The 24,340-nt window shown below is 68.9% G+C and carries 26 protein-coding genes; 11 read left to right on the forward strand and 15 right to left on the reverse strand.

Features of this window, described 5'->3' with window-relative positions; all coding sequences use genetic code 11:
- Nucleotides 1–59 precede the first annotated feature (59 nt).
- Nucleotides 60–1,580, reverse strand: coding sequence for a leucyl aminopeptidase (locus BDK63_RS11560; protein ID WP_183332079.1), 1,521 nt, complete (start codon nucleotides 1,578–1,580; stop codon nucleotides 60–62).
- A 136-nt stretch (nucleotides 1,581–1,716) separates the two neighbouring features.
- Between BDK63_RS11560 and lptF the strand changes: the two genes are divergently transcribed.
- From lptF to BDK63_RS11600, 8 genes are all read left to right on the forward strand, one after another.
- Nucleotides 1,717–2,799 carry an LPS export ABC transporter permease LptF gene (lptF, locus tag BDK63_RS11565; RefSeq protein WP_183332081.1) on the forward strand — a complete coding sequence of 361 codons (1,083 nt, stop codon included), beginning with the start codon at nucleotides 1,717–1,719 and terminating at the stop codon, nucleotides 2,797–2,799.
- Nucleotides 2,796–3,860: an LPS export ABC transporter permease LptG gene (gene lptG, locus BDK63_RS11570; protein WP_183332083.1), complete on the forward strand. Its 1,065-nt coding sequence runs from the start codon at nucleotides 2,796–2,798 to the stop codon at nucleotides 3,858–3,860. Before lptF ends, lptG begins: the two co-directional genes overlap by 4 nt.
- Before the next feature lie 15 nt (nucleotides 3,861–3,875).
- On the forward strand, nucleotides 3,876–4,352 hold the full coding sequence (locus tag BDK63_RS11575; protein ID WP_183332085.1) for an RDD family protein: 477 nt from the start codon (nucleotides 3,876–3,878) through the stop codon (nucleotides 4,350–4,352).
- Nucleotides 4,353–4,464: 112 nt separating this feature from the next.
- Entirely contained in the window at nucleotides 4,465–4,671 is a 207-nt protein-coding gene (locus tag BDK63_RS11580) for a (2Fe-2S)-binding protein (RefSeq protein WP_183332086.1), read from the forward strand.
- A gap of 176 nt (nucleotides 4,672–4,847) precedes the next feature.
- A complete protein-coding gene (gene bfr, locus BDK63_RS11585) occupies nucleotides 4,848–5,330 on the forward strand; it encodes a bacterioferritin (RefSeq protein WP_183332088.1) in 483 nt (160 codons plus the stop codon).
- A 264-nt stretch (nucleotides 5,331–5,594) separates the two neighbouring features.
- Nucleotides 5,595–6,650: an ABC transporter substrate-binding protein gene (locus tag BDK63_RS11590; RefSeq protein WP_183332090.1), complete on the forward strand. Its 1,056-nt coding sequence runs from the start codon at nucleotides 5,595–5,597 to the stop codon at nucleotides 6,648–6,650.
- 2 nt (nucleotides 6,651–6,652) lie between these two features.
- Nucleotides 6,653–7,444, forward strand: coding sequence for an ABC transporter ATP-binding protein (locus BDK63_RS11595; RefSeq protein WP_183332092.1), 792 nt, complete (start codon nucleotides 6,653–6,655; stop codon nucleotides 7,442–7,444).
- Nucleotides 7,441–8,208 (forward strand): ABC transporter permease, encoded by a 768-nt coding sequence (locus BDK63_RS11600; protein ID WP_183332094.1) that lies wholly within the window; start codon nucleotides 7,441–7,443, stop codon nucleotides 8,206–8,208. The genes BDK63_RS11595 and BDK63_RS11600 overlap by 4 nt, the downstream gene beginning before the upstream one ends.
- Nucleotides 8,209–8,214: 6 nt before the next feature.
- Here the strand turns inward: BDK63_RS11600 and BDK63_RS11605 are convergent, their stop codons facing one another.
- From BDK63_RS11605 to BDK63_RS11640, 8 genes are all read right to left on the reverse strand, one after another.
- On the reverse strand, nucleotides 8,215–8,439 hold the full coding sequence (locus BDK63_RS11605) for a DUF1653 domain-containing protein (RefSeq protein ID WP_183332096.1): 225 nt from the start codon (nucleotides 8,437–8,439) through the stop codon (nucleotides 8,215–8,217).
- Nucleotides 8,440–8,475: 36 nt separating this feature from the next.
- The gene (gene tcdA, locus BDK63_RS11610; protein WP_183332099.1) at nucleotides 8,476–9,330 is read right to left on the reverse strand and encodes a tRNA cyclic N6-threonylcarbamoyladenosine(37) synthase TcdA; all 855 of its coding nucleotides are present in this window, start codon (nucleotides 9,328–9,330) and stop codon (nucleotides 8,476–8,478) included.
- 11 nt (nucleotides 9,331–9,341) lie between these two features.
- A complete protein-coding gene (locus BDK63_RS11615; protein WP_183332101.1) occupies nucleotides 9,342–10,109 on the reverse strand; it encodes a pseudouridine synthase in 768 nt (255 codons plus the stop codon).
- Nucleotides 10,110–10,173: 64 nt separating this feature from the next.
- Nucleotides 10,174–11,337 (reverse strand): cation diffusion facilitator family transporter, encoded by a 1,164-nt coding sequence (locus BDK63_RS11620; RefSeq protein WP_183332103.1) that lies wholly within the window; start codon nucleotides 11,335–11,337, stop codon nucleotides 10,174–10,176.
- A 118-nt stretch (nucleotides 11,338–11,455) separates the two neighbouring features.
- The gene (locus BDK63_RS11625; RefSeq protein WP_183332105.1) at nucleotides 11,456–12,301 is read right to left on the reverse strand and encodes a carbohydrate ABC transporter permease; all 846 of its coding nucleotides are present in this window, start codon (nucleotides 12,299–12,301) and stop codon (nucleotides 11,456–11,458) included.
- On the reverse strand, nucleotides 12,298–13,185 hold the full coding sequence (locus tag BDK63_RS11630) for a carbohydrate ABC transporter permease (RefSeq protein ID WP_183332107.1): 888 nt from the start codon (nucleotides 13,183–13,185) through the stop codon (nucleotides 12,298–12,300). Before BDK63_RS11630 ends, BDK63_RS11625 begins: the two co-directional genes overlap by 4 nt.
- An 81-nt stretch (nucleotides 13,186–13,266) precedes the next feature.
- A complete protein-coding gene (locus BDK63_RS11635; protein ID WP_183332109.1) occupies nucleotides 13,267–14,550 on the reverse strand; it encodes an ABC transporter substrate-binding protein in 1,284 nt (427 codons plus the stop codon).
- Nucleotides 14,551–14,566: 16 nt separating this feature from the next.
- Nucleotides 14,567–15,736, reverse strand: a complete 1,170-nt coding sequence (locus BDK63_RS11640) for an ABC transporter ATP-binding protein (protein ID WP_183332111.1) — start codon at nucleotides 15,734–15,736, stop codon at nucleotides 14,567–14,569.
- A 223-nt stretch (nucleotides 15,737–15,959) separates the two neighbouring features.
- On the opposite strand from BDK63_RS11640, the gene BDK63_RS11645 reads away from it, so the two are divergent.
- Both BDK63_RS11645 and BDK63_RS11650 read left to right on the forward strand, forming a co-directional pair.
- Nucleotides 15,960–16,634, forward strand: coding sequence for an SDR family oxidoreductase (locus BDK63_RS11645; RefSeq protein WP_183332113.1), 675 nt, complete (start codon nucleotides 15,960–15,962; stop codon nucleotides 16,632–16,634).
- 96 nt (nucleotides 16,635–16,730) lie between these two features.
- Nucleotides 16,731–17,972, forward strand: coding sequence for an MFS transporter (locus BDK63_RS11650; protein WP_183332115.1), 1,242 nt, complete (start codon nucleotides 16,731–16,733; stop codon nucleotides 17,970–17,972).
- 6 nt (nucleotides 17,973–17,978) lie between these two features.
- Here BDK63_RS11650 and BDK63_RS11655 read toward each other — a convergent pair whose 3' ends face one another.
- The 6 genes from BDK63_RS11655 to BDK63_RS11680 all read right to left on the reverse strand — a co-directional run bounded on the left by BDK63_RS11655 (nucleotide 17,979) and on the right by BDK63_RS11680 (nucleotide 23,687).
- On the reverse strand, nucleotides 17,979–18,611 hold the full coding sequence (locus tag BDK63_RS11655; protein WP_183332117.1) for a histidine phosphatase family protein: 633 nt from the start codon (nucleotides 18,609–18,611) through the stop codon (nucleotides 17,979–17,981).
- Between the two features lie 9 nt (nucleotides 18,612–18,620).
- Entirely contained in the window at nucleotides 18,621–19,436 is an 816-nt protein-coding gene (gene phnE, locus BDK63_RS11660; protein ID WP_183332119.1) for a phosphonate ABC transporter, permease protein PhnE, read from the reverse strand.
- Nucleotides 19,437–19,454: 18 nt separating this feature from the next.
- Nucleotides 19,455–20,264 (reverse strand): phosphonate ABC transporter, permease protein PhnE, encoded by an 810-nt coding sequence (gene phnE, locus BDK63_RS11665; protein ID WP_183332121.1) that lies wholly within the window; start codon nucleotides 20,262–20,264, stop codon nucleotides 19,455–19,457.
- On the reverse strand, nucleotides 20,261–21,106 hold the full coding sequence (gene phnC, locus BDK63_RS11670; RefSeq protein WP_183332123.1) for a phosphonate ABC transporter ATP-binding protein: 846 nt from the start codon (nucleotides 21,104–21,106) through the stop codon (nucleotides 20,261–20,263). Before phnC ends, phnE (BDK63_RS11665) begins: the two co-directional genes overlap by 4 nt.
- A 106-nt stretch (nucleotides 21,107–21,212) precedes the next feature.
- Nucleotides 21,213–22,178 (reverse strand): phosphate/phosphite/phosphonate ABC transporter substrate-binding protein, encoded by a 966-nt coding sequence (gene phnD / locus BDK63_RS11675; RefSeq protein ID WP_183332125.1) that lies wholly within the window; start codon nucleotides 22,176–22,178, stop codon nucleotides 21,213–21,215.
- 165 nt (nucleotides 22,179–22,343) lie between these two features.
- Nucleotides 22,344–23,687, reverse strand: a complete 1,344-nt coding sequence (locus BDK63_RS11680; RefSeq protein WP_183332127.1) for a glycosyltransferase — start codon at nucleotides 23,685–23,687, stop codon at nucleotides 22,344–22,346.
- 160 nt (nucleotides 23,688–23,847) lie between these two features.
- On the opposite strand from BDK63_RS11680, the gene BDK63_RS11685 reads away from it, so the two are divergent.
- Nucleotides 23,848–24,267 carry a SpoIIAA family protein gene (locus BDK63_RS11685; RefSeq protein ID WP_183332129.1) on the forward strand — a complete coding sequence of 140 codons (420 nt, stop codon included), beginning with the start codon at nucleotides 23,848–23,850 and terminating at the stop codon, nucleotides 24,265–24,267.
- The last annotated feature ends 73 nt before the right edge of the window (nucleotides 24,268–24,340 follow it).

Genomic DNA, 24,340 nt, shown 5'->3' on the forward strand with positions numbered 1-24,340 from the left:
GGATTCATCGTCAGTCCCACATGAGAAAGGCGACGCGGGAAAAACGCAAGGGCGAGGCGTTATTCCGCCTCGGTTTCCACTTCGGCATCGCTTTCGCGGTCCAGCAGGTACTGGGTCAGCAGGCCCACGGGGCGGCCGCTGGCGCCCTTCTCCTTGCCGGAGCTCCAGGCAGTGCCGGCGATGTCCAGGTGCGCCCAGGGGAACTGGTCGGCGAAGCGCGAGAGGAAGCAGGCGGCGGTGATGGTGCCCGCCGGCTTGCCGCCGATGTTGGCCAGGTCGGCGAAGTTGGAGTCGAGCTGCTCCTGGTACTCGTCCCACAGCGGCAGGTGCCAGGCGCGGTCCCAGGCCGCCTCGCCGGCGTCGAGCAGGTCCAGGGCCAGGTCGTCGTCGTTGGAGAGCAGGCCGGTGGCGTGGTGGCCCAGGGCGATGATGCAGGCCCCGGTGAGGGTGGCGATGTCCACTACGCTTGCCGGCTCGAAGCGCTCGGCGTAGGTGAGGGCGTCGCACAGCACCAGGCGGCCCTCGGCGTCGGTGTTGAGCACCTCCACCGAGAGGCCCTTGAGGGTCCGGATGATGTCGCCGGGCTTGGTGGCGCGGCCGTCGGGCATGTTCTCGGCGGCGGCGACGATGGCCACCAGGTTGACCTTCGGGCGGATGCCGAGCACCGCCTTGACGGTGCCGAACACGCTGGCTGCGCCGCACATGTCGAACTTCATCTCGTCCATGGCCTCGCCGGGCTTGAGCGAGATGCCGCCGGTGTCGAAGGTGATGCCCTTGCCCACCAGCACGTGGGGCGCCTCGTCGGGGTTGTCGGCGCCCTGGTACTTCATCACGATCAGCTGCGAGGGCTGCTCGCTGCCACGGCCCACCGAGAGCAGGCTGTGGGCGCCCAGCGCCTCCAGGGCCTCCTCGTCGAGGATCTCCACCTCCAGTACACCGCCCGAGGCCCGGCCCAGCGCCTCGGCCTGCTCGGCCAGGTAGCTCGGGGTGCAGACGTTGCCCGGCAGGTTGCCCAGGGTGCGGGTGTAGCTGACGCCTTCGCCCACGGCCCTGCCGATGCGCGCGCCCTCGCGGGCCGCCTCGGCGTCACCGCCCTCGCTGACCAGCAGGGCCACCTCGGCCAGGCGCGGCGCGGGGGCCTTCTCCGACTTGAACTCGTCGAAGCGGTAGACGGCACGCCGGGCCGCCTCGGCCACCATGCGGGCCTTCCAGGCACAGCTGCGGTCCGGCACCGGCACGTCGGTGAAGGCGGCGGCGCAGGCGTCCACCGGCAGGCCGGCCAGCGCCGTGAAGGCGGCGTCCAGGGCCTTGCGGAAGGCTCCCTCCTGGCACTTGTCGCGCTCGCCCAGGCCCACCAGCAGCAGGCGCTCGGCGCCGAGGCCCGGGGCGAAGGGAATCATCTGCACGTTGCCCAGCCTGGCGTCGAAGTCGCCGCGCTCGATGAGCTGGCCGATCAGCTTCTCGCTGGCGTCATCCAGGCGCGCGGCGGCGGGCAGCAGGTCGCCGTCCTTGAACACCGGGATCACGAGGCAGGGCGACTCGACCTTGGCGGGGTTACCCGTCTGAACTGGGAATTCCATGACGTCTCCACAAGACAAGCGTTGGGGTTACTGGCAATTGGGGTTACAAGCGAGGGGGGATTCTGGATAATGCCGGCACGTTGCCGTGTCGTTCCAGTGTACCGAAGGCATGGCCCCATTGCATGGCAGACGCTGCATGATCATCTTCCGTTACCTGACCCGCGAGATCCTGCTGACCATGGCCGCCGTCGCCGGTGTCCTGCTGCTGGTGATCATGGGCAGCCGCTTCATCCGCTACTTCTCGGATGCGGCCGAAGGCGAGATTCCCGCCAGCATCCTCGGCACCCTGATGCTGTTCCACCTGCCGGGCTTCCTGGAGCTGATCCTGCCGCTGGCGTTCTTTCTCGGCATCCTGCTCGCCTACGGGCAGCTCTACCTCAACAGCGAGATCACCGTGCTGGTGGCCTGCGGCACCAGCCCCAACAAGCTGCTGCAGGTGAGCCTGGTGCCGGCCGCGGTGGTGGCCGTGCTGGTGGCGCTGTGCAGCCTGTGGCTGACCCCGGCGGGGGCCCTGTACAACGCCGTGATGCTCGAGGATCAGCGCAGCCAGCTGGACTTCTCGGCACTGGCGCCGGGGCGCTTCCAGGACTTCGGCAGCGGGCGAACCGCCTACATGGCCGCCATGAGCGATGACCAGAGCCTGATGCAGGAGGTGTTCATCAGCGAACGCCAGCGACGCAGCGACGGGACCCCGGAGAGCGTGGTGACCCGCGCCGAGGCCGGCTACCAGACCCGTGACGAGGAGACCGGCAGCCGCTTCCTGGTGCTCGCCGACGGCGAGCGCTACAGCGTCGATCCCGGCCGCCACCAGGCCGAGCGGCTGACCTTCGAGACCTACGCGGTGCGTCTCTCCCAGGCCGGTGAAAGTCGCGAGCTCGACTCGCCCGAGTACGCCACCACCGGCGCCCTGCTGGGGGACGAGTCGCCGCGCGCCCAGGCCCAGCTGCAGTGGCGGCTGGGGCTGCCGCTGATGGTCTTCATCCTCACCCTGCTCGCCATGCCGCTGTCGCGGGTCAACCCTCGCCAGGGGCGCTTCGCCAAGCTGCTGCCGGCGATCTTCCTGCACGTGGCCTACCTCAGCCTGCTGCTCGCCGCGCTGGACGCCATCGGGCGCGGCAGCCTGCCGGCCGCGATCGGCATGTGGCCGATCCACGCCGGCTTCCTCGGCCTGGGGCTGGCCATGATGGTGCGCGCCCAGCGCAAGGGGATGAGCGGATGATCGCCGATCGCTTCGACCGCTACCTGGCCCGCAACGTCCTGGCCGCGATCATCGTGGTGCAGGTGGTGCTGCTCGGCCTCGACCTGGTGATCACCTACATCAACGACCTGGACGACGTGGAGGGCGACTATGGTGCCTTCCAGGTGCTGCTCTTCCTGGGAATGCGGCTGCCCTGGCGCTTCTACCAGTATGCGCCGGTGGGCGTGCTGATCGGCGCCCTGATCGGGCTGGGCAGCATGGCGTCGAGCAACGAGCTGACGGTGATGCGGGCCGCCGGTCGCTCGCTGACCCGCATCCTCTGGGGAGCGATGAAGCCGATCATCCTGGTGATCGTGGTGGTGCTGCTGGTGGCCGAGTACGTGGCGCCACGCACCGAGCAGTTCGCCGCCGCCTGGCGCCTGGAGCAGATCCAGGGGGCCGGCGCCGTGGTCACCGAGCGCGGCGGCTGGCAGCGCGAGGACGACAGCTTCTACCGCTTCGGCGCCATCCGCGCCGATGACACCGTGCTGGACCTGACCCGCTACCGCTTCGAGGGGCAGACCCTGCGCGAGGCGGTGAGCGCCGAGCGGGCCGTCTGGCGCGACGGCGGCTGGCGGCTCGAGAACGTGGCGGTGACGCGCTTCGAGGAGGAGCGCACCGAGGTCGAGCATCACGCCAGCCTGGCCTGGCAGACCCGCCTGACGCCGGACCAGCTCGCCCGGCTGCTGCGTCCGATCAGCAGCCAGGCCCCCAGCGAGCTGTGGGCCTACGCCCGCTACCTGCAGGACCAGGGGCAGGCGGCGACCCAGCCCCTGCTGCACTTCTGGCAGAAGATGCTGATGCCGCTGACCATGGGCTCCCTGGTGCTGGTGGCTGCCTCCTTCGTGTTCGGGCCGCTGCGCACCGTGGCCGCAGGCACCCGGGTCTTCTACGGCGTGGTCACCGGCCTCTCCTTCAAGTACCTGCAGGACCTGCTGGCGCCGGCCTCCACGGTGTTCGGCTTCTCGCCGGCCTGGGCGGTGCTGGCCCCGACCCTGATCTGTGCGGGCCTCGGCCTCTACCTGCTCAGGCGCACCGGCTGACACCAGGAGCTTTCCATGCAACGACGCTTCGGCAACCTCGACGATGTCTGGCCGGCGGGGCTCGCCCGCCGCCTGGGCGCCATGCTCTACGACAGCTTCCTGATTGCCGCGATCTGGATCCTGGTGGCCGGCCTGCACCTGACGATCGGCCGCCAGCTGCTGGGCATTTCCGCCGAACAGGTGGGCGCCGGCCCGCTCTGGGGGCTGTCGCTGCAGCTGCTGCTGCTGGGTGCGGCCTTCGCCTTCCTGGCCTTCTCCTGGACCCGCGGGGGCATGACCCTGGGCATGCAGGCCTGGCGGCTGCGCGTCCAGACCCTTGATGGCCGCTCCATCACCCCGGTGCAGGCCCTGGTCCGCTTCCTGGTCGGCCTTCTCTCGCTGGCGGCCTTCGGGCTCGGCTACCTGTGGATCCTCGTCGACCGGGAGCGGCGCAGCTGGGGGGATATCGTCTCCGCTACCCGGGTGGTGGTGCTGCCGAAACCCGCGAAGTAGGAGGCGTGCCGCGCGGGAGATTGACCCGGATCAGATATTGGTCGCTTCCCGCTTGCAGGGGCCTATGCGAATCATTTACATTAACCTTGTCAGCCGCAGCGAGGTGATGTTCATGTACGTGTGTCTCTGCAAGGGGGTCTCCGACCACCGGATCCGCCAGACCGTCGAGGACGGGGCCCGCAGCTGGCGCGAGGTACAGAACGAGACCGGCTGCGGCACCCAGTGCGGCAAGTGCGCCTCCCAGGGCAAGAGCATCACCCGCGAGGCGGTGAAGGCCGAGCTGATGGTCGGCGCCGAGGACCTCGCCTACGCAGTGTGACCGCTCCCCTCCCCAACACTCACGGAATCGAGACCGTTCTCGCTTTCGTTGTCATTTAACTGATTTCATTGGCTTTTCGTCAGATCGCGCTAGACTGGTCGGCAGTGCCTGGCAATGCCGTTTCCGGCATGCCAAGCTGAAGTCACACTTCCCCGACCACAGTCAAAGGTGAGTCCATGAAAGGCGACAGCAAGGTCATCGAGCATCTCAACAAGGCGCTGGGCAACGAGCTGGTGGCGATCAACCAGTACTTCCTGCACGCCAAGATGTACAAGGACTGGGGCCTCAAGGCGCTGGCCAAGTGGGAGTACGACGAGTCCATCGAGGAGATGCAGCACGCCGACAAGCTGATCGAGCGCATCCTCTTCCTCGAGGGGATTCCCAACCTGCAGGACCTGGGCAAGCTCAACATCGGGCAGGACGTCCGCGAGATGCTCGAGTGCGACCTCAAGATCGAGCACGAGGGCCGCGCCGACTACATCGAGGCGATCACCTACTGCGAGCAGGTCAAGGACTACGTCAGCCGCGACCTGTTCCGGGATATCCTCGCCGACGAGGAGGACCATATCGACCATATCGAGACCGAGCTCGGCCTGATCGACAAGGTCGGCCTGGAGAACTACATGCTCAAGCAGATGCAGGAAGCCGGCGACGAGTAAGCGCCCCCTCCTGATCCCCCCTTCACCTCGCATCTCGACCGGCGCCCCCAGTGGCGCCGGTCCGCGTTGGGCCCCTCGGGACCCGAAGTCCGTGGATGTTCTACGCTGGTGCATAGCCTCCGGCGTGCCGTGCCGTCATGGTGCCCGGGCGCGGGGAGAGGCTGCCCCGTCGTGGCCCCTGGCCTTGACCTGTCGGTCAGGATGCCGGGCTGGCAGGCTTCCTGCATGACAACAATCACAACAACCAGCGAGAGGGTATCTCCCATGAGCCGTTTCCCACTCCGCCGTGCCGGGCTATCGGCCGGCACGCTCGGTCTCTCCCTTGCCGGGCTCGTCCTGTCCGGCGCCGTCCTGGCCGACGAGACCCGTATCCGCTTCCAGCTCGACTGGCGCTTCGAGGGGCCGTCCGCCCCCTTCCTGATGGCGGTGGAGCGGGGCTACTTCGCCGACGAGGGGCTCGATGTCCAGGTCGACTCCGGCAGCGGTTCGGCAGGTGCCATCAACCGGGTGGCGTCGGGGGCTTACGAGATGGGCTTCGGCGACCTCAACGCCCTGGTGGAATTCCTGGCCGAGAACCCCGACGGGCCCGGCATCCAGGGGGTCTACGTGGTCTACGATGGTACGCCGGCGGCCGTCTTTGCCCGCCGGGATCGCGGCATCGAATCCGCGGCGGACCTGGTCGGCAAGTCCCTGGCCGCGCCGGCCTTCGACACCGGCTACCGCGCCTGGGGCATCTTCGCCGCCGCCAACGGCCTCGAGGCCGATGACGTCGAGTGGCAGAACGTCGATCCCACCCTGCGCGAGACCCTGCTGGTGCGCGGCGACGTGGATGCCATCACCGGCTTCTACTTCACCAGCCTGCTCAACCTCGAGGGGCGCGGCATGGGCGAGGAGGCGCTGACCATCCTGCCCTTCCCCGACCATGGGGTGCCGCTGTATGGCAACGCCATCATCACCAGCGAATCCTTTGCCGAGGAGAACCCCGAGGCGGTGGAGGGGTTCCTGCGGGCCTTCAACCGTGCCCTGGCCGAGACCCTGGCCGATCCGGATGGCGCCATCGACTATGTACTGGCCCGGGACGGCCTGATCGACGTGGCCATGGAGACGCGGCGGTTGAAGCTGGCCATCGAGAGCGTGATCGACACCCCGGATGCCCGGGCCAACGGCGTGGGGGCGGTGGACGAGGCGCGCCTGGCCAACGCCATCCAGCTGGTGGCCGACGCCTATGATCTGCCCGCGGTGCCGACCCCGGCGCAGGTCTTCAACGCCGACTATCTGCCGCCCCGGGAGGCGCGGATGATCCTGCCGGAGGCGCCCTGAGCATGGCGTTTGTCGACTTCGATCGGGTCAGCCTGGCCTACGACAGCAGCGGCAACGCCATCGAGGATATCTCGCTCTCCATCGAGGAGGGCGAGTTCGTGGCCTTCGTGGGCCCTTCGGGCTGCGGCAAGTCCACCTTCATGAAGCTCTGTACCGGCCTGCATGGCCCCACCGGGGGGAGCGTGCGGGTCGACGGCGAGCCGGTGAGCGGCCCGCTGAAGATCTGCGGCATGGCGTTTCAGAGCGCCAACCTGCTGCCCTGGCGCACCACCCTGGACAACGTGCTGCTGCCCCTCGAGATCGTCGAGCCCTACCGGCGGCAGTTTCGCCGCCGTCGCACGGAGTTCGAGGGCTGGGCCCGGGAGCTGCTGCGCACCGTGGGCCTCGAGGGCTACGAGGAGCAGTATCCCTGGCAGCTCTCCGGCGGCATGCAGCAGCGTGCCTCCATCTGTCGCGCGCTGATCCATCGGCCGAGGCTGCTGATGCTCGACGAGCCCTTCGCGGCCCTGGACGCCTTCACCCGGGAGGAGCTGTGGTGCGTCCTGCGGGACCTCTGGGAGGCCCAGCGGTTCACCGTGGTGCTGGTCACCCACGATCTGCGCGAGGCGGCCTTCCTGGCCGATACCGTCTACGTGATGAGCCGTCGTCCGGGGCGAATCCTCGAGGCTCGGCCCATCGACTTCCCTCGCCCACGTCCCCTGGAAATGACCTTTGAGGCATCCTTCACCACCCTGGTGCAGGCGCTTCGCTCCCGAATCGGTGATATCCGCAGCGGCGGGGAGGTGCGCTCATGACGACGCAGACGAGATGGCGCGAGCGTCTGGCGCCCTGGGTCGCCGTGCTGGCGCTGATCCTGGTCTGGGAAGCGACGGTCAGGCTGTTCGACGTCCCGCCCTTCATCTTCCCCAGCGCCTCGGCTACCGCCCAGGCCCTGGTCACCTTCGCCGGGCCCATCGGCATGCACTCCTGGCAGACCTTCTGGACCACCATGGCAGGCTTCGGCCTGGGGGTGGCGGTGGGGCTGGTGCTGGGGCTCATCATCGGCTCGTCGCGCTTCCTCTACCATGCCTGCTATCCGCTGCTGGTGGGCTTCAACGCCATCCCCAAGGTGGCCTTCGTGCCGATCCTGGTGGTGTGGTTCGGCATCGGCTCGGTGCCGGCGATCCTCACCGCCTTCCTGATCTGCTTCTTCCCCATCGTGGTCAACGTGGCCACGGGGCTCGCCACCCTGGAGCCCGAGCTGGAGGACGTGCTGCGGGTGCTGGGGGCGCGTCGCCTGGACGTGCTGCTCAAGGTGGGGCTGCCACGCTCGCTGCCCTACTTCTTCGCCTCGCTGAAGATCGCCATCACCCTGGCCTTCGTGGGCACGGTGGTGTCGGAGACGGTGGCCTCCAACCAGGGGATCGGCTACCTGATGATGAGCGCCGGCTCCCAGATGCGCATGTCGCTGGTGTTCGCCGGGCTGATCGTGATCAGCGCCATGGCCATGGTGATGTACGAGCTGTTTGCGCTGCTGGAAAAGCGCATGACGGGGTGGGCCCACCGCGGCCAGAGGTAGGGCGCGTCAGAACGCCTTCTCCAGGGCGAAGCGCGGCACCGGCTCGCCCTGGACCTCCACCGTCTCGGTGAACATGGCCAGCGGCCTCACCCAGAGGCCGTAGTCGCCGTAGAGGGCGCGGTAGACCACCAGCGGCTCCTCGGTCTCGCTGTGATGGGCCACGCCGAGGACCTCGTAGCGGTTGCCCTTGTAGTGGGCGTAGATGCCGGGAACGGGAAGCGGGCGGGGCATGGCGGGCTCCTCGGGTGTCGGGAGAAAGGGGGGGGCTCAGGACGCCGGGGTGTCGGCCGCGGCCCGCCTGGCCAGCCGGGCCAACACCCGCGAGGCGGCGGTGAAGCCGAAGCTGCCGGTGACGAAGGTGGCGGCGCCGAAGCCGGAGGCGCAGTCCAGCCGGGTGGCCTCGCCGCTGCCCGGCTTCTGCAGGCAGACCTCGCCGTCGCTGCCCGGGTAGACCAGCTGTTCGTCGGAGTAGACGCACTCCACCGAGAAGCGTCGCTTCGGGTTGCGCGAGAAGCCGAAGTCCCTGCGCAGGCGCGAGCGCACCTTGGCCAGCAGCGGATCGTGCTCGGTGCGGGCGAGGTCCGCGACCCGGATACGGGTGGGGTCGGTCTGGCCCCCGGCGGCGCCGGTGACGGTGATCGGCAGCTTGCGCCGCTTGCACCAGGCGATCAGCGCCGCCTTGGCCACCACGCTGTCGATGGCATCCACCACATGGTCGGCGTCCTCGGGGATCCGCTCGGCCAGGTTGGTGGGGGTCGCGAAGGCAATGTCTTCCCTCACCTCGATGCCGGGCTGGATGGCGCGGCAGCGCTCGGCCAGCACCTCCACCTTGGGCCGGCCGATGGTGCCGTCCAGGGCGTGGAGCTGGCGGTTGACGTTGGAGACGCAGACGTCGTCCAGGTCGATCAGGGTGAGCCGGCCGATGCCGGAGCGTGCCAGGGCCTCCACCGTCCAGCTGCCCACGCCGCCGACGCCCACCACCACCACGTGGGCGGTGCGGAAGCGCTCGACGGCGCGGGTGCCGTAGAGCCGTCGGATGCCGCCGAAGCGCAGGGCGTGGTCGTCGGTCTCGACGGTGTCCTGGTGGACGACGGCGGCGGAGGAGAAGGGCAGGTCGGTCATGGCGGTCGCTGTCAGCTCATGGGTTCGAGATCGGGAAGGGCCTGGTGCACGGCGTCCCGCGGCAGGTGGCCGGCCCAGCCGAAGCGCTCCAGGAGTGCCGACATGGTGGCGTCCAGGGCGCACTGGAGCCGCAACGGCTGCCCGGTCATCGGGTGGACGAGGGCCAGCTCGACCGCGGCCAGCAGCAGCCGGGGAGCGTCCAGGTGCTCAGCGAAGAAGCGGTTGTGGTTGCCCTTGCCGTGCTTGGCATCGCCGATGATCGGGTAGCCGCGCTGGGAGAGGTGGCGGCGAATCTGGTGGCGGCGCCCGGTCAGCGGACGCGCCTCCATCAGCGAATAGCGGCTGTTCGGGTAGCGGTCCACCCGTACCGGCAGTTCCACGCTGTCCAGCCGTCGCACCTCGGTCACCGCCTCCATGGCGGGCATCTCGGCCTTGGGGCGGCTGCCGTCCTCCTCCCGCAAGGGATATTCGAGCCGCTCGGTCTCGGGGCCGATGCCGCGCACCACCGCCAGGTAGCGCTTGGCCACCCGGCGCTCGGTGAAGGCCTCGGTCAACCGGGCGGCGACCGCCGGCGAGAGGGCGAACAGCATGATCCCCGAGGTGGGGCGGTCGAGCCGGTGTACCGGGTAGACCCTCTGCCCCAGCCGGTCGCGCAGCCGCTGCAGCAGGAAGTCGCGCTCACCGCGGGCCAGGGCGGTGCGGTGCACCAGCAGCCCGGCCGGCTTGTGCACGGCTACCAGGTGCTCGTCACGGTGGAGGATACGCAGGGGGTCGCTCATGCCGGTGGAGTCGCCAGGAGGGTCGCCGAAGGGGTCGCCATTGTCGCTGTCCGGGGCGGGGATGTCATCCTTGGCGAGAGCGGGGGCTCGCCAGGCGGCAGATCTCCACGTGGGAGAACCAGGCGAGGTCGGCGGCGGCGCGCTGGAGCCGTTGCGCCGTCGCGTCACTCTCCAGCGGTGCGTGCTCGTCGAGGCAGGCCACCACGGTCACGGATCCCTCCAGGTAGTGCAGGTCGAGATCGAGCAGCCAGTGCCATTCGGGCAGGCCGGACCAGCGCCGCGCCAGGGCCCGCTCCACCTCGGGGCGCAGCGGCAGGCCCGGGAAGCGGCTGGGGTCGCCCTCGCCGGCATCATCTTCCGGGTCGACGTGGAAGGTCAGGTCGGTCAGTGCCGGGTAGGCCTGGCGCAGGCGGCGGCTCACCTCGTTGCCTATCTCGTGGCCCTCCGACACGCTGATCCGCGGCGATACCACCACGTGGAGGTCGAGCATGGTGCGGCCGGCCGACTGGCGGGTCCGCAGGTCGTGGACACCCGCCACCCCCGGCACGCCCAGGGCCACCTCGCGCATCGCCTCCTGCTGCGATACCGGCAGGGCGGTATCGACCAGTTCGCGGCCCGATTCCCACAGCAGGTCCCAGCCCACCTTGCCGACCAGCAGCCCCACGACTATCGCCGCCAGGGTGTCAATCCAGGAGGCACCGAACTGGGTGCCGACCAGGGCCACCAGCACCACCCCGGTGGAGAGCACATCGCTGCGGTGATGCCAGGCGTTGGCCTCCAGCATCTTCGAACCGATGCGTTGTGCTACCCGGCGGGTGATGTGAAACAGCCACTCCTTGGCCAGCAGTGCCAGAATCGCGAGCAGGATGGCCCAGTAACCCGGGGGTGGCACTTCGGCTGAGGTGACCAGCCGTTCTGCGCTGGACCAGACGATGGCGCCGGCCACGAAGATCAGCATGCTGCCAAGGAAGAGAGTGGCCAGGGTCTCGATGCGGCCGTGGCCATAGTGGTGGTCGTGATCCGGCCCCTGGTGGCCGTAGTGGGAGGCGGCAAGGACGAAGCCGTCGGTGACCAGGTCGGAGAAGGAGTGCAGGCCGTCCGCCACCAGGGCCGCGGAGCCGACGAGCCAGCCAACGATGATCTTGGCCACCCCAAGAATGCTGTTGACCGCCAGGGAAAGATGGGTGACGCGGCGGGTGGCGAGGTGCTTTTCTGGATTGCTCTGCATGGTGAATCCCGGGACACTGCACTGGCTGGACGAGGCACAGCGGCGAAGACGGCGAAAGAGTACCAAATAGGTACTCTTTATGGCAAGGCACCCCTCCCGAGGGCTTTCCGGGGGCGGGCTAGCGGATCCCGGAGCGCAGGAAGGACTGCACGAACTGTCGCTGGAACAGCAGGAAGGCGATCAGCAGCGGGGCGATGCTGAGCAGGGTCGCGGCACTGACGGTGGCCCAGTTGACGCCGGTCTCCGGCGCCGAGAACACCCCGAGGCCGACGGTGAGGGGGCGGCTCTCCACCGAGTTGGTGACGACCAGGGGCCACAGGAAGTTGTTCCAGTGGTGGCTGATCGAGACCAGGCCGTAGGCCAGGTAGGTGGGCTTGGCCAGCGGCACATAGACCTTGAGCAGGATCGCCATCCAGCCGCAGCCTTCGATCCGCGCGGCATCCTCCAGTTCGCGGGGAATGGTCTTGAAGGTCTGGCGCAGCAGGAAGATGCCGAAGGCGCTGGCCACATAGGGCAGCCCGATGCCGGTGATGGTGTCGACCAGCCCGAGGGTGCTGGCGATCCGGTAGTTCTCGACGATCAGCACCTCGGGGAAGACGAACAGCTGGATCAGCACCAGCATGAACAGGAAGTCCTTGCCGGGAATCGGGAAGCGCGCGAAGGCGAAGCCGGCGAGGGTACAGACCACGAACTGTGCCAGCACGACGCCGGTGACCAGCAGGAAGGTGTTGAGGTAGTAGCGGGCAAACGGGGCCTGGGCCCAGGCGTTGGCGAAGTTGTCCAGGGTCAGCGGGGCGAACAGGTCGAAGCGCACCATGAAGGCCGGCGGGTGAAAGGCGGCCCACACCGCGTAGAGCAGCGGAAAGATCCAGACGATCGCCAGCAGCCAGGCGGCGAGGGTCTCCAGGCCGGGCAGGCGGAGCGCGGTCGGCCGCCTGGCAAGGGGGGCGGTGGTCCGGCTCATTGGTAGTGGGTCCTGCGGTCGAGGATGGAGAACTTCACCGTGGCCACGATCGCCAGGACCAGCAGGATCACCACGGTGATGGTGGCGGCGTAGGTGCGGTCGAAGAACGAGAAGGCGTTCTCGTAGACGTAGTAGAGCAGCAGGTTGGTGGCGTTGTTGGGCCCGCCCTTGGTGAGGATGAACAGGTGGTCCACGACCCGCACGGCGTTGATCAGCGCATTGATCAGCACGAACAGCGTGGTCGGCATCAGCAGCGGGAAGGTCACCCGCCAGAAGAAGCTCCAGCGGCTGGTGCCTTCCAGGTCGGCGGCCTCCCTGAGTTCGGGCGGCATGCCCTGCAGGGCCGCGAGATAGAAGATCATGAAGAACCCGGCCTCCTTCCAGACCGTCATGACGATCACCGAGGTGAGCGCGACGCTGGGGTCTCCCAGCCAGTTCACGCCGGACAGCCCCAGGGCGCCCAGCAGCTTGTTGAACAGCCCGATCTGCGGGGCGTAGAAGAACATCCAGATGTTGGCCGCGGCGATCATCGGCAGGATGGTCGGGGTGAAATAGGCCATGCGCACGAAGCCGCGTCCCGGCAGGCGGGCGTTCACGAACAGGGCCATGGCCAGGGCCAGGGCGATGGAGGTGGGGATGGTGCCCAGCGCATAGATGAGGTTGTTGCGTGCCACCCGCCAGAAGGTGCTGTCCTCGACCAGCAGCCGGTAGTTCTCCAGCCCGACGAACTCCGTCGGCGCGCCGCGAAAGCCGGGCAGGAACAGGCTGTTGATCAGGGTGGCGATGGTCGGCAGGTAGGCGAAGGTGGCCAGCAGCACGGCGGCCGGCAGCAGCAGCAGGGCGCCATAGAGCTGCATGCGAACCCGGGCGTTCATCCTGTCCATGTCGGCGCTCCCTGTTCACCCGAGTCCCCGGGGCGGCAGCCGCCGCCCCGGGGGCCCTGCCGAGGTCCCCCTCGCCCTACCTCAACGGGCATAGCGCCGCAGGGCCGCATCGGCTTCCCGCTGGGCCTGTGCCAGCGCCTCGGCGGGTGCCATCTGCCCGGTCAGGGCCGCCTGCACGGCATTGTCCAGCGCCCGGCGCACCCGGCCACCCTGGTAGGTGGAGAGCTCGGCGGTGCCGTGCTCCAGCTGGTCACGGGCCACGGCGGCCGGCGGGAAGCTCTCGATATAGTCTCGCAGTGCCTCGGTCTCGTAGGCGGCGGGGCTCACCCCCATGTAGCCGGTCTCGATCGACCAGGCGGCGGCCCGCTCCGGGTCGGTCATCCAGCGGATGAAGGTCATCGCGGCGCGCTGCTCCGCCTCGTCGGCATCCTTGAAGAGGTAGAAGTTGCCGCCGCCAGTGGGGCTCCCCCGCTGGGTCTTCATCGGCAGCATGGCCACGCCGAAGTCGAAGTCGGCCTCGTTGCGCACCGCGGTGAGGTTGCCGGTGGTGTGCCAGATCATCGCCGTGGACTGCTCGATGAAGTTCTGCCGCAGGGTGCCCCATTCGATGGCACCGTCGGGCATGGCCTCATGCTCGGTCGCCAGCGAGACCCAGTACTCCAGGGCCTCGATCGCGGCGGGGTCGTCGAAGTAGACCTCGGTGCCGTCCTCGCTCATCAGCCGGTGGCCGTTCTGGAAGGCGAAGGCCTGGAACATCCAGTAGGGGTAGCCGGTGGAGGGGACCATCACGCCCCACTGGTCACCGCCCGAGGCGTCGCGCACCGCGGCGGCCATGCGCGCCATGTCCTCCCAGGTCTCCGGTGGCGTTTCCGGGTCGAGGCCGGCGGCCTCGAAGGCGTCCTTGTTCCAGTAGAGCACGATGGTGGAGCGCTGGAAGGGAATGCCGTAGGTCATGCCATCCAGCTGCCCGTTCTCCATCAGGCCGGGATAGAAGCTGTCGAGCCACTCGCGCTCCTCATCGGTCTCGACCACCTCATCGAAGGCGATGATGGCGTCCTGTTCCAGCAGTTCGTAGAGATCGATGGAGAACAGTACCGAGAGCTGCGGGGCATCGCCGGCCTCGATGGCCGACATGGCGCGCACCCGGGTGTCGTCGTAGTTGCCGGCGTAGATGGCGTCCACGCTGATATCGGGATGCTCGGCCTCGAACTGGTCGACCAGGCCGTCGATGACCTCGGTGAGGGCCCCCCCCACGGCAATGGGGTAGTAGAGGGTCAGCTCGACCGGGTCGTCGGCGGTGACGGGACCGGCGGCCAGCAGGCCGGCGGCCAGGGCCGTCAGGGGGAAGGAGAGACGTACACGCATGACATGGCTCCTGTGTTCACGATGGGATGCCCGGGGGAGTGCCGGAGCATGGAGGCGACGCGCTGTGTCCGCCTTCGCCCGAGGAGCGGCCGACGGCCGCGGAAACTGGCAGGGGGGTGAGGTCGTCCCGGCGTGCGCCGTCCCGGCCGAACAGGTGGGCCGCCGAGGGGGCCCAGCCGAGGCGGCAGGCCTGGCCCTCCACCAGCGGCTGCTTGCCGGGCAGCCGGGCACGCAGTGTCTGGTTGCCCACGGCCAGGCGCAGGATGGTGTCGGCGCCCAGGTACTCGCCGTCGATCACCCTGGCGGGCAGCCCGGGGGCCCGGGGGGAAAGCACCGAGATATCCTCGGGGCGCAGTCCCAGCTGGCCTCCCGCGGCCTCCATGGGGGCCACGGCCGCACCCGGTTCTCCGTCGATCACGGCCGCCTCACCGCTGGCCACCAGGCGCACCAGGTTCATCGCCGGGCTGCCGATGAAGCTCGCGGCGAAGGCGGTGGCGGGGCGGTTGTAGAGGGTATCCGGACTGGCGTCCTGCACGATGCGACCGTCATGCATGAGGATCACCCGGTCGCCCATGCTCATGGCCTCGACCTGGTCATGGGTGACATAGACGACGGTCATGCCCAGTCGCGACTGCAGCGCCTTGATCTCGCGACGCATCTCACCGCGCAGGCGAGCATCCAGGTTGGAGAGCGGCTCGTCCATCAGGCAGATGGGATGCTCGGAGATGATCGCCCTGGCCAGGGCCACCCGCTGGCGCTGGCCGCCGGAGAGCTGGGAGGGCTTGCGGTCCAGGTAGGCGCCGAGATCGACCAGTTCGGCGACCCGCTGCAGGCGCTCCCGTCGTTCCTCCCTGGGCACCTTGCGGCTGCGCAGGCCGAAGACGATGTTGTCGGCCACGTCCAGGTGCGGGAAGAGCGCATAGGACTGGAACACCATGCTGATGCCGCGATCGCCCGGGGGCAGCCGGGTCACATCGCGTTCACCGATATGGATACGCCCCGACGAGGCCTGCTCGAGTCCGGCGATCATGCGCAGGGTCGTGGACTTGCCACAGCCCGAGGGGCCGAGCAGGATCACGAACTGTCCCGGCGCGACATCGAAGGAGATGGCGTCGACCGCAGGTGTCTCGCCCCAGTGCTTGCTGACCGCTTCGAGGCGAATGCGTTGCTGGCTGTCGTGGCTCATTGGGGGTCCCGATACCGATGGCGCTGGCAGGCCGAGGCTGCCGTATTCCCCACAGCGTAGCCGCTGACGTGGAACTGTCATGGGGCAATCATCCCCGGGATCGGTGACAGCCTGCTGACCTTTTGGTGACCATGCCATGTCAACAAGGTCGGTGGCCTTGAAGTCCCGCTATCCAGCGCCATCTCTAATTTGTACAACCTCTGCAACGTCCAAAGGAGCCAGCATGTCTTCCACCGTACTGATCACCGGCGCCAACCGCGGCGTCGGCCTTGCCCTGGCCCGCCACTATGCGGACGCCGGCCGGGAGGTGATCGGCGTCTGCCGCGGCAGCGGCGATGACACCGCCGAGCTCAAGCAGGTGGCCGCCCGGGTCATTGAGGGCATCGACGTGACCCGTGCCGAGGACGTCGCCCGGCTCGCCGTGGAACTGGAGGGTCAGCGCCTCGACCTGCTGATCAACAACGCCGGCCTGCTCAGGGACGAGCGCCTGGGCGAGCTCGACTTCGACTCCATCCGCGCGCAGATGGAGGTCAACGCCTATGCGCCGCTGCGCGTCACCGAGGCGCTGCTCGGCTGCCTGGGGGAGGGCAGCAAGGTGGCCAATATCACCAGCCGCATGGGCTCCATCGCCGACAACGACTCCGGCGGTCGCTACGGCTACCGTGCCTCCAAGGCGGCACTCAACGCCTTCGGCAAGTCCCTGGCCATGGACCTCAAGCCCCGCGGCATCGCCGTCGCCCAGCTCCACCCGGGCTTTGTGCAGACCCGCATGGTCAACTTCGGGGGCATGATCACCCCCGAGGAGGCGGCCGCGGGCATCGCCGAACGCATCGCGGCGCTGACCCTGGCAACCACCGGCGGCTTCTGGCACAGCAACGGCGAGCCGCTGCCCTGGTAGGACGATCCGATGGCGAAGGCTGCCTTCGCCATTGGTGTTGGCGGCATCGGGAGAACTGTGTGTAGGCTAACGGTTTAGCCGACGCCGGAGCCCGCCATGCCTGCCTCGCCCCACGATGCCTCGCCAATGCCCTCCCGCGGGGAAGGCTGGCGTGTGCTCGCGGCGACCACCTGGGTCCAGGTGCTGTGCAGCGGCGCGATGTTGCTGGTGCCGACCCTGGCCCCGCAGGTGGCTGCGTCCCTGGGGGTGGCCACCGGCCTGGTGGGGCTCCAGGTCAGCCTGCTCTACGGCGTGGCGATGCTGGCCTCCCTTCAGTCTGCGGTGGTGGCCCGGCGACTGGGCGGTTGCCGGGCCAGTCAGCTGGCCATGGGGCTGGTCCTGGGCGGCTGTCTCCTGGCGCTGGTCGGCACGCTGTGGGGGCTGCTGGCCACGACCCTGCTGCTCGGCCTGGCCTACGGGCTGACCAGCCCCGCGGCGGCCGAGCTGCTCATCCGCTTCACTCCCCCCGAGCGGCGCAACCTCATCTTTTCCATCAAGCAGACCGGCGTGCCGCTGGGCGGCGTGCTGGCCGGGTTGCTGGCCCCGCCCCTGGCATCGCGGTGGGACTGGCAGGCTGCCTTCCTGGCGGTGGGTGGGGCCAGCCTGGCGACCCTGGTGCTGCTCCAGGCCCGCCGTGTGTTCTGGGATGCCACCCGCGATCCATCGGCGCGCATGCAGCGCGCCGGCAGCCTGGCGGTGCTGTGGCACGACCCCTCGATGCGCTGGCTGGGCGCCACGGGTTTCTGCCTGTCCGCGGCCCAGCTCTCGTTGTTGAGCTTCGCGGTGGCCTACATGGTCGAGTCGCTGCTGCTGTCGCTGGTCACCGCCGGGGCGGTCGTCTCGCTGGTCCATCTGGCCGGTGTCTCGGGGCGCCTGGGCTGGGGCGCCCTGGCCGACCGCCTGGGGGCGAGCATGCCGGTGCTGTTCGGCCTCGCCACCGTCATCGCGGGCGTCTTCCTGCTCCTGGCCCTGCTGGGCGGCCTCCTGCCCGCCTGGCTGGTGATTACCCTGCTGGTGGTCGCCGGGGGCACCTCGGTGGGCTGGAACGGTGTCTACCTGGCCGAGGTGGCCCGGCGTGCCGAACCCGGCGAGGTGGGCGAGGCGACCGCCGCGGTGCTGGTGCTCACCTACATGGGCGTGCTGGTGGGGCCCGCGCTGTTCAGCCTGCTGCTGTGGCTCACGGGCAGCTACGCGGTGGGCTTCCTGCTCCCGGCGCTGACGGGTGCCCTGGCCATCGTCTGCCTGCTGCGCAGCGTGGGCGGCGAGCGCGGCGAAGCCATGGCGTCACGCGCTCGCTGACAGGGCTCAGCGCCCGATCCACTCCACCAGGCTGGTCTCGCCCAGGGCGTGGCGCTCATGGCGGATGCGGCAGGTGGCGGCGTAGGGCAGGTCGAAGGCGAGGGCGCGGGAGAGCGGCTGCTCCAGCACCTGGTGCAGCAGCGCGTTGGTGACGAAAAGGTGGCAGACCACCAGCAGGTGCTTCCCCGGCGGTGCCGCCAGCAGCGCCTGCCAGGTGTCGCCGACCCGCGCATCGAAGGCCGCCAGCGTCTCGCCGCCGGGCGGAGAGGTGAGGCTGGGGTCGGCCCACAGCGCCGCCTGGCGGTCCTCACCCTCTTCGGCGGCCCGCACCTGGGCGTGGGTCCTGCCCTCCCACTCCCCCAGGGCCATCTCGGCCAGCGCGGGCTCGGTGATCACCGGTAGGTCGTGGTGCTCACCGAACCACAGGGCGAAATCCCGGCAGCGCGACAGCGGCGAGGTCACGACGGCGTCCCAGGGGGGCTCGCCATTCACCATCAGCGCCTCGGTGGCGCGCCGCATCTGCTGCCAGCCCCTTTCGCTCAGGGGGTGGTCGGTGGTGCCGCGCAGCATGCGGCCGCCCACCGGCTCGCCGTGGCGGATCAGGTCCAGGGTGGTCACGTCGGCATCGGGAAAGCGCATGTTGGAGCCTCAGGTAATGGCGTGGCGCACCCGGGCGGAAATCCACTCCGAGGCCAGCACTGTGACGAAGATCATCACGAAGATCACGCTGACCTGGTTCCAGGCCAGGCTGTTGATGGCGGCGTTGAGCTGCAGGCCGATGCCGCCGGCGCCTACCAGCCCCAGCACCGTGGATTCGCGGATGTTGATGTCCCAGCGGTAGACGCTGATGCCGGCGAAGGCGGGCAGCACCTGGGGCAGCACGCCGTAGCTCATCACCTGCAGGCGGCTGGCGCCAGTAGCGCTGATCGCCTCCACGGGGGTGGGGTGGATCTCCTCGATGGCTTCATAGAGCAGCTTGCCGACGAAGCCGATGGAGCGCAGGGCGATGGCGATGATGCCGGCCAGCACCCCCGGCCCCAGGATGGTCACCAGCAGCATCGCCCAGATCAGCGAGTTGATGGAGCGCGAGGAGACGATGATCAGCAGCGCGGCGCTGCGCACCAGCGGGTGGGGCGTGGTGTTGCGTGCCGCCAGGAAGGCCACCGGAAACGCCATGGCGATCCCCAGCACGGTGCCCAGGGTGGCGATGTTCATGGTGTCCCACATCGGCTTCCAGAGGCGGTGGGCGTAGGTCCACTCCGGCGGCAGCATGCGGCTGATCAGGTCGCTGCCCTGGCGGCCGGCATCCTCCACGAACACCCACATGGTGTTGTCGGAGATCACTTTCCAGCACAGCAGGAAGAGGCAGCCGGCAGCCAGCCAGGCCAGGTAACCCAGCCACTGGGCACGGGTGGTGCGCAGGCGCCAGATCGGCGTGCCCTGCGTCGTCGTCGAAACGGGCATGAGGAGGGTCTCCGAGGCTTACTGGGTCCAGCGCCGCACGTGGCTCGAGCTGTACTCGCAGAGCAGCACGATGGCGATGATGATCAGCAGGATGGCCGCCGAGGTGTCGTACTCGTAGCGGCTGATGGAGGTGTTGAGGGTGGCGCCGATGCCGCCGGCCCCGACGATGCCGATCACCGCCGATTCGCGGAAGTTGATGTCCAGGCGGTACATCGAGAGCCCGATCAGTCGCGGCATCACCTGGGGCTGGACGGCGTGGTTCATGGTCTGCCACCAGCTCGCCCCGGTGGCGCGAACCGCCTCCACCTGGCGCCAGTCCAGGTCCTCGATGTCCTCGGCCAGCAGCTTGGCCATGAAGCCGATGGTGGCGAAGGCCAGGGTGATCATGCCGGCCAGCGGACCGAAGCCGAACATCACCACGAAGAGGATGGCGATGATGATCTCCTGAAAAGTGCGCGACACGGTGATGATGCCCCGGCACAGGTAGTAGACCGGCCAGGGGGAGATGTTGCGCGCGGCGCCCAGGCCCACCGGAATCGCCAGGGCCACACCGATCACCGTGGAGGTGAGCGTCATGGTCAGGCTCTCGAGGATGCCGTCGAGGATGTCGCCGCGGCGGCTGACGAAGTCGGGCTGGGTGAAGGCGGCCAGGAAGTTCAGCCCGCGGCCGGCGCCCTCGGCGACCCGCGCCCAGTTGACGTCGATGGTGGAGAGCGCCAGCAGCAGATAGACCAGGCCGCCGAGCGCCAGGCCCCAGCGCAGCCTCGGGTCACGGATCATCGGCAGCCGCCGCCATTGGCCCGCCCGGGCCATCGCCTGTCGAGTCATGAGGCGCCCCCCGTGGCCAGCGACAGGCGGGTGGCCGGCTCGACGGAGGAAGATGAGGCTTCGTCAGCCGCCTGCCCCTGGGTGTCCCACTCTTCCTCGCCCCAGTTCTCTTCGCCATAGATGGTTGTCAGGGTCTCGGCATCCAGCGCCTCCGGCCGCCCGTCGAAGACGATCTCCCCGGCGCGCAGGCCGGCGATGCGATCGGCGAACTGGCGGGCCAGGGCCACGTCATGGATGTTGATGATGGCGCCGAGCTCGCGTTCGGCACAGAGTTCGCGGATCAGCCGCATGATCTGCCGTGAGGTCTTGGGATCCAGGCTCGCCGTGGGCTCGTCCACCAGCAGCAGCTGCGGGTCCTGCAGCAGGGCCCGGGCGATGCCCACCCGCTGGCGCTGGCCGCCGGAAAGCGCATCGGCGCGCTTGTCGATGGCATGGGGCAGGCCGACCCGCTCCAGCAGGCGGAAGGCTTCGGTCACGGCATCGGCGGGGTAACGGCGCAGGAAGCTGCGCCAGAAGCCCACCTGGCCCAGCCGGCCGGAAAGCACGTTCTCCATCACCGTCAGGCGGTCCACCAGGGCGTACTCCTGGAAGATCATGCCCATGGCGCGGCGAGCCCGGCGCAGCTCACGGCCGGAGAGCCGGGTCAGTTCGGTGTCCCCCAGGCGAATGCTGCCGCTGGTGGGCTCCACCAGGCGGTTCACGCAGCGGATCAGGGTGCTCTTGCCGGCCCCCGAGGGGCCGATCAGCGCCATCACCTGGCCGGCCGGCAGGGTGAGGTCGATATCGGTCAAGGCGCGGTCCCCGGTGGGGTAGCGCTTGGTGACCTGGGAAAGCGTCAGCATGGTCAGTCGTCCTTCACGCAGACGGGCCCGGAGAGCGAGGCCCTCCTGGCCCGTGGTGCTTTTGGCTCGATTCCGCGGTTGGAGCGCGGCCAGTTCTTGCGCGGAATCAGTCGCAGTCGTAGGTCACGCCGTTGGCCTCGGCGATGGTGCGGATCACCGACCAGTGTTCCTCATAGGTCACGGGAATGAACTGCGCCTCGCCGGAGTTGGCGAACTCGGCCTCGAGCGCCGTGCCCTCCCAGTCGTAGCTGAAGAAGGCCTGCTGGATGGCCTCCTGCAGCTCCGGATGCAGGTTGTGGGCCGTGCCGTAGGCGGTGGTGGGGAAGGTCTCGGAGGTGTAGATGATCTCGTAGTCGCCCTCCTCGATGACGCCCCGGGCCAGCATGCGGTGGCCCACCGAGTTGGCGATGGCGGCCGCCTCGTAGTCCTTGTTGATGACGCCCAGGATGGAGTTGTCGTGGGAGCCGGAGAAGGCGGTCTCGAAGTCCTCGTCGGCCTCCATGCCGTACTCGCTGCGCAGGAGCGCCGAGGGTGCCCGGAAGCCGGAGTTCGAGGTGGGCGAGGTGAAGGCGAGCTGGCGCCCGGCCAGGTCCTCCATCTGCTCGATGCCGCTGCCCGGCCAGGTGATGATCTCCATCTCGTAGCCGAAGCTGCCGTCTTCCGCGGCCATGATGGTGAAGGGGCGGAAGCCGCCGCAGTTCACCGCCACGGGGACGCCGCCGGTGTTGAAGCCGGCCACGTGCAGTCGGCCGGCGCGCAGCGCCTCCTGCTGGGCGGCGTTGGACTGCACCGGGAAGAACTGCACCCGCTTGCCGGTCGCCTCGGCCAGGTGGTCGAGGAAGTCGGACCAGACGTCGGCGTAGACGGCGGGATCCTCCACCGGGGTGTAGGCGAACACCAGCGTATCGGGGTCGGCCCACTGCGACGCATCGGCGGGGATGTCGGCGATCATGTCGCCGTCAGTATCAACGTAGCGCGATGAGAGGTCGGCGTGGGCCGCCAGGCTCGCGGCGGCGATGGCACCGGCGATGGTGCCGGCCAGCAGGGTACGACGGAAGGTCTGGGAGGTCATGTCGGCTCCATGGCGTGATGACGGGAATGGTGATCGGGACGCTGCCCATCTTCCCGACAGCCCATTACAGCGCCGCGTAAGCGGTATGACGAGGCGGTTAACCGCGTATGACGAGACCGTGTCAGGGGCGTCTCGTCGATGGGGAGTGGCCACACCCGGAGGCGGCTATCGGGCAGCTTGCAGGGAAAGGTGGTATCGATAGAGTTCGGCCAGGTCCGCGGCCCTGGCATCCTCATGCCAGCCGGCGGCGTGAGCCCGGGCTCGCTCCGCGAGGGTCTGGCGCAGGGCGTCGTCGCCCAGCAGCCGGTTGACCTTGGCGGCGAAGTCGTCCAGATCCTCCTCGGCGATCAGGCAGCCTTCCCCGTCGTCCAGTACCTCCCGAGTGCCCATCACCGCGGTGGAGACCACCGGGGTCCCGAGTGCCAGGGCCTCCAGCAGCACCAGTCCCTGGGTCTCGGTGCGCGAGGCGAAGACGAAGACGTCGGCGGCCCGGTAGGCGGCCTGCAGGGGGCCGTCGCGATCCAGGTAGCCGAGTAACAGCACCGCCCCCGACACGCCCTGCTCCCGCGCCTGCCGGGCAAGGGCCTCCCGGGCAGGGCCCTCGCCGGTGATCACCAGGCGGGTGTCCGGGTATTCGGCCAGCACCCGCGGCAGCATCTCGATCAGGAAGCCGATGTTCTTCTCATGGGCGGCGCGCCCCACGTAAAGCAGCAGCCTGGCGCTGTCCGGGAGGTCATAGCGCGCGCGAAAGTCACCCGGGTCCAGCGGGCGAGTGAAGGTTTCCAGTGCCAGCCCGGTCGGGATCACCGCCATGGGTGTCGTCACGCCATAGCGTGCCAGCGACTCCTGCATGGCACGTGACGGCGCCACCAGGGCGTCGAGCTGATGACATTGATGCACCGAGAGACGGCGGGCGGCAAGGCGCAGCCAGGCTGACGGCAGCCAGCGCACGTAGTGGTGCAGATACTCCTCGAAGAGGGTGTGGTAGGTGGCCACCACCGGGATGCCCAGATGCTGGCCCAGCCTGATGCCGGCATAGTGGGCCACGAAGGGGGTGTGCACGTGGATCAGGTCGAAGGTCCCTGCCGCAAGGTGAGGTGCCAGGGTGGCCAACTCCCGGTAGCGCATCATGCGGTCCTCCGGGTCGCCGGGCACGCCGCGCGAGCGAATGCGGATGACCCCCGGTTCGTCTACCTGGCCCACCGGATAGTCGGGGCAGATGAGGGTCACCGAGTGCCCCAGGCGCTCGAGGGCGCCGCGAAAGCTGGCGATGGAGGTGGAGACGCCGTTGATCCGCGGGAAGTAGACGTCCGAGAGCATCAGGATCCTCAGGGTACCGTCGTCCACCCGTGCGGAGGCGAGGTGGCGCTGCAGGATAGCGGCGGCGCCTTCGGCACGCTCGGCGCGTTCGGCGCGGATCTGGCGGGCCAGGGCGTTGCCGCGCGCCAGCAGGATCAGCTGATCGATCTCCGCTTCGCTGAGCGGCTCCCGCGGGCGTCGTCGAAACATGCCATGTGACTCTCGGGTGGTGACACCCTGCATGCTGGCGCCCCATGATGACGTTTTCGTGATGCCCGGGGCCGGCAGGCTCACCGCCGTGGGACTTCACGGCACGCTATGCTGAAGGCGACCGAGGCATGTCGCCTCACGGGACCCGAGGAGAACACCCATGCTGGACCTGATCACCCACCCGGCAGAGCATGTCGTGGCGATGAAGGCGGGGGGCATCGTGACCGGCAGCGAGCTGCAGCGCGCCATCGACGCCATCGAGGCCGCCAAGCGCAATCACCCGCTGATCAGCCTGGTGGTCGAGATCGACGACCTGCGCCTGATGACCCTGACTGCCCTGTTGAAGGATGTCGGCTACGGCCTGACCCAGCTCGGCGACCTCGACCGCTACCACCGCGCCGCCGTGGTCACCGACCAGGCATTGATCCAGCTGATCACCGACCTGGAGGAGCGACTCTTCAAGGCCGTGGAGATCCGCACCTTCCCCGGCCATGAGCACGCCGCCGCCATGGCCTGGGCCGCCGAACTGCCCCCGGGCGCCCACGAGAACCCCGAGGAGGACGGCTACCACGGCGCCTGAGCCTCCCTGGCCCGTGCTGCCGGCCCTCGCCACCATGGTCGGCTCGCCTTGCCGCGCACGATTCGCCATGCTG

It is taken from the genome of Halomonas campaniensis (assembly GCF_014193375.1).
Taxonomy (GTDB): domain Bacteria; phylum Pseudomonadota; class Gammaproteobacteria; order Pseudomonadales; family Halomonadaceae; genus Halomonas; species Halomonas campaniensis.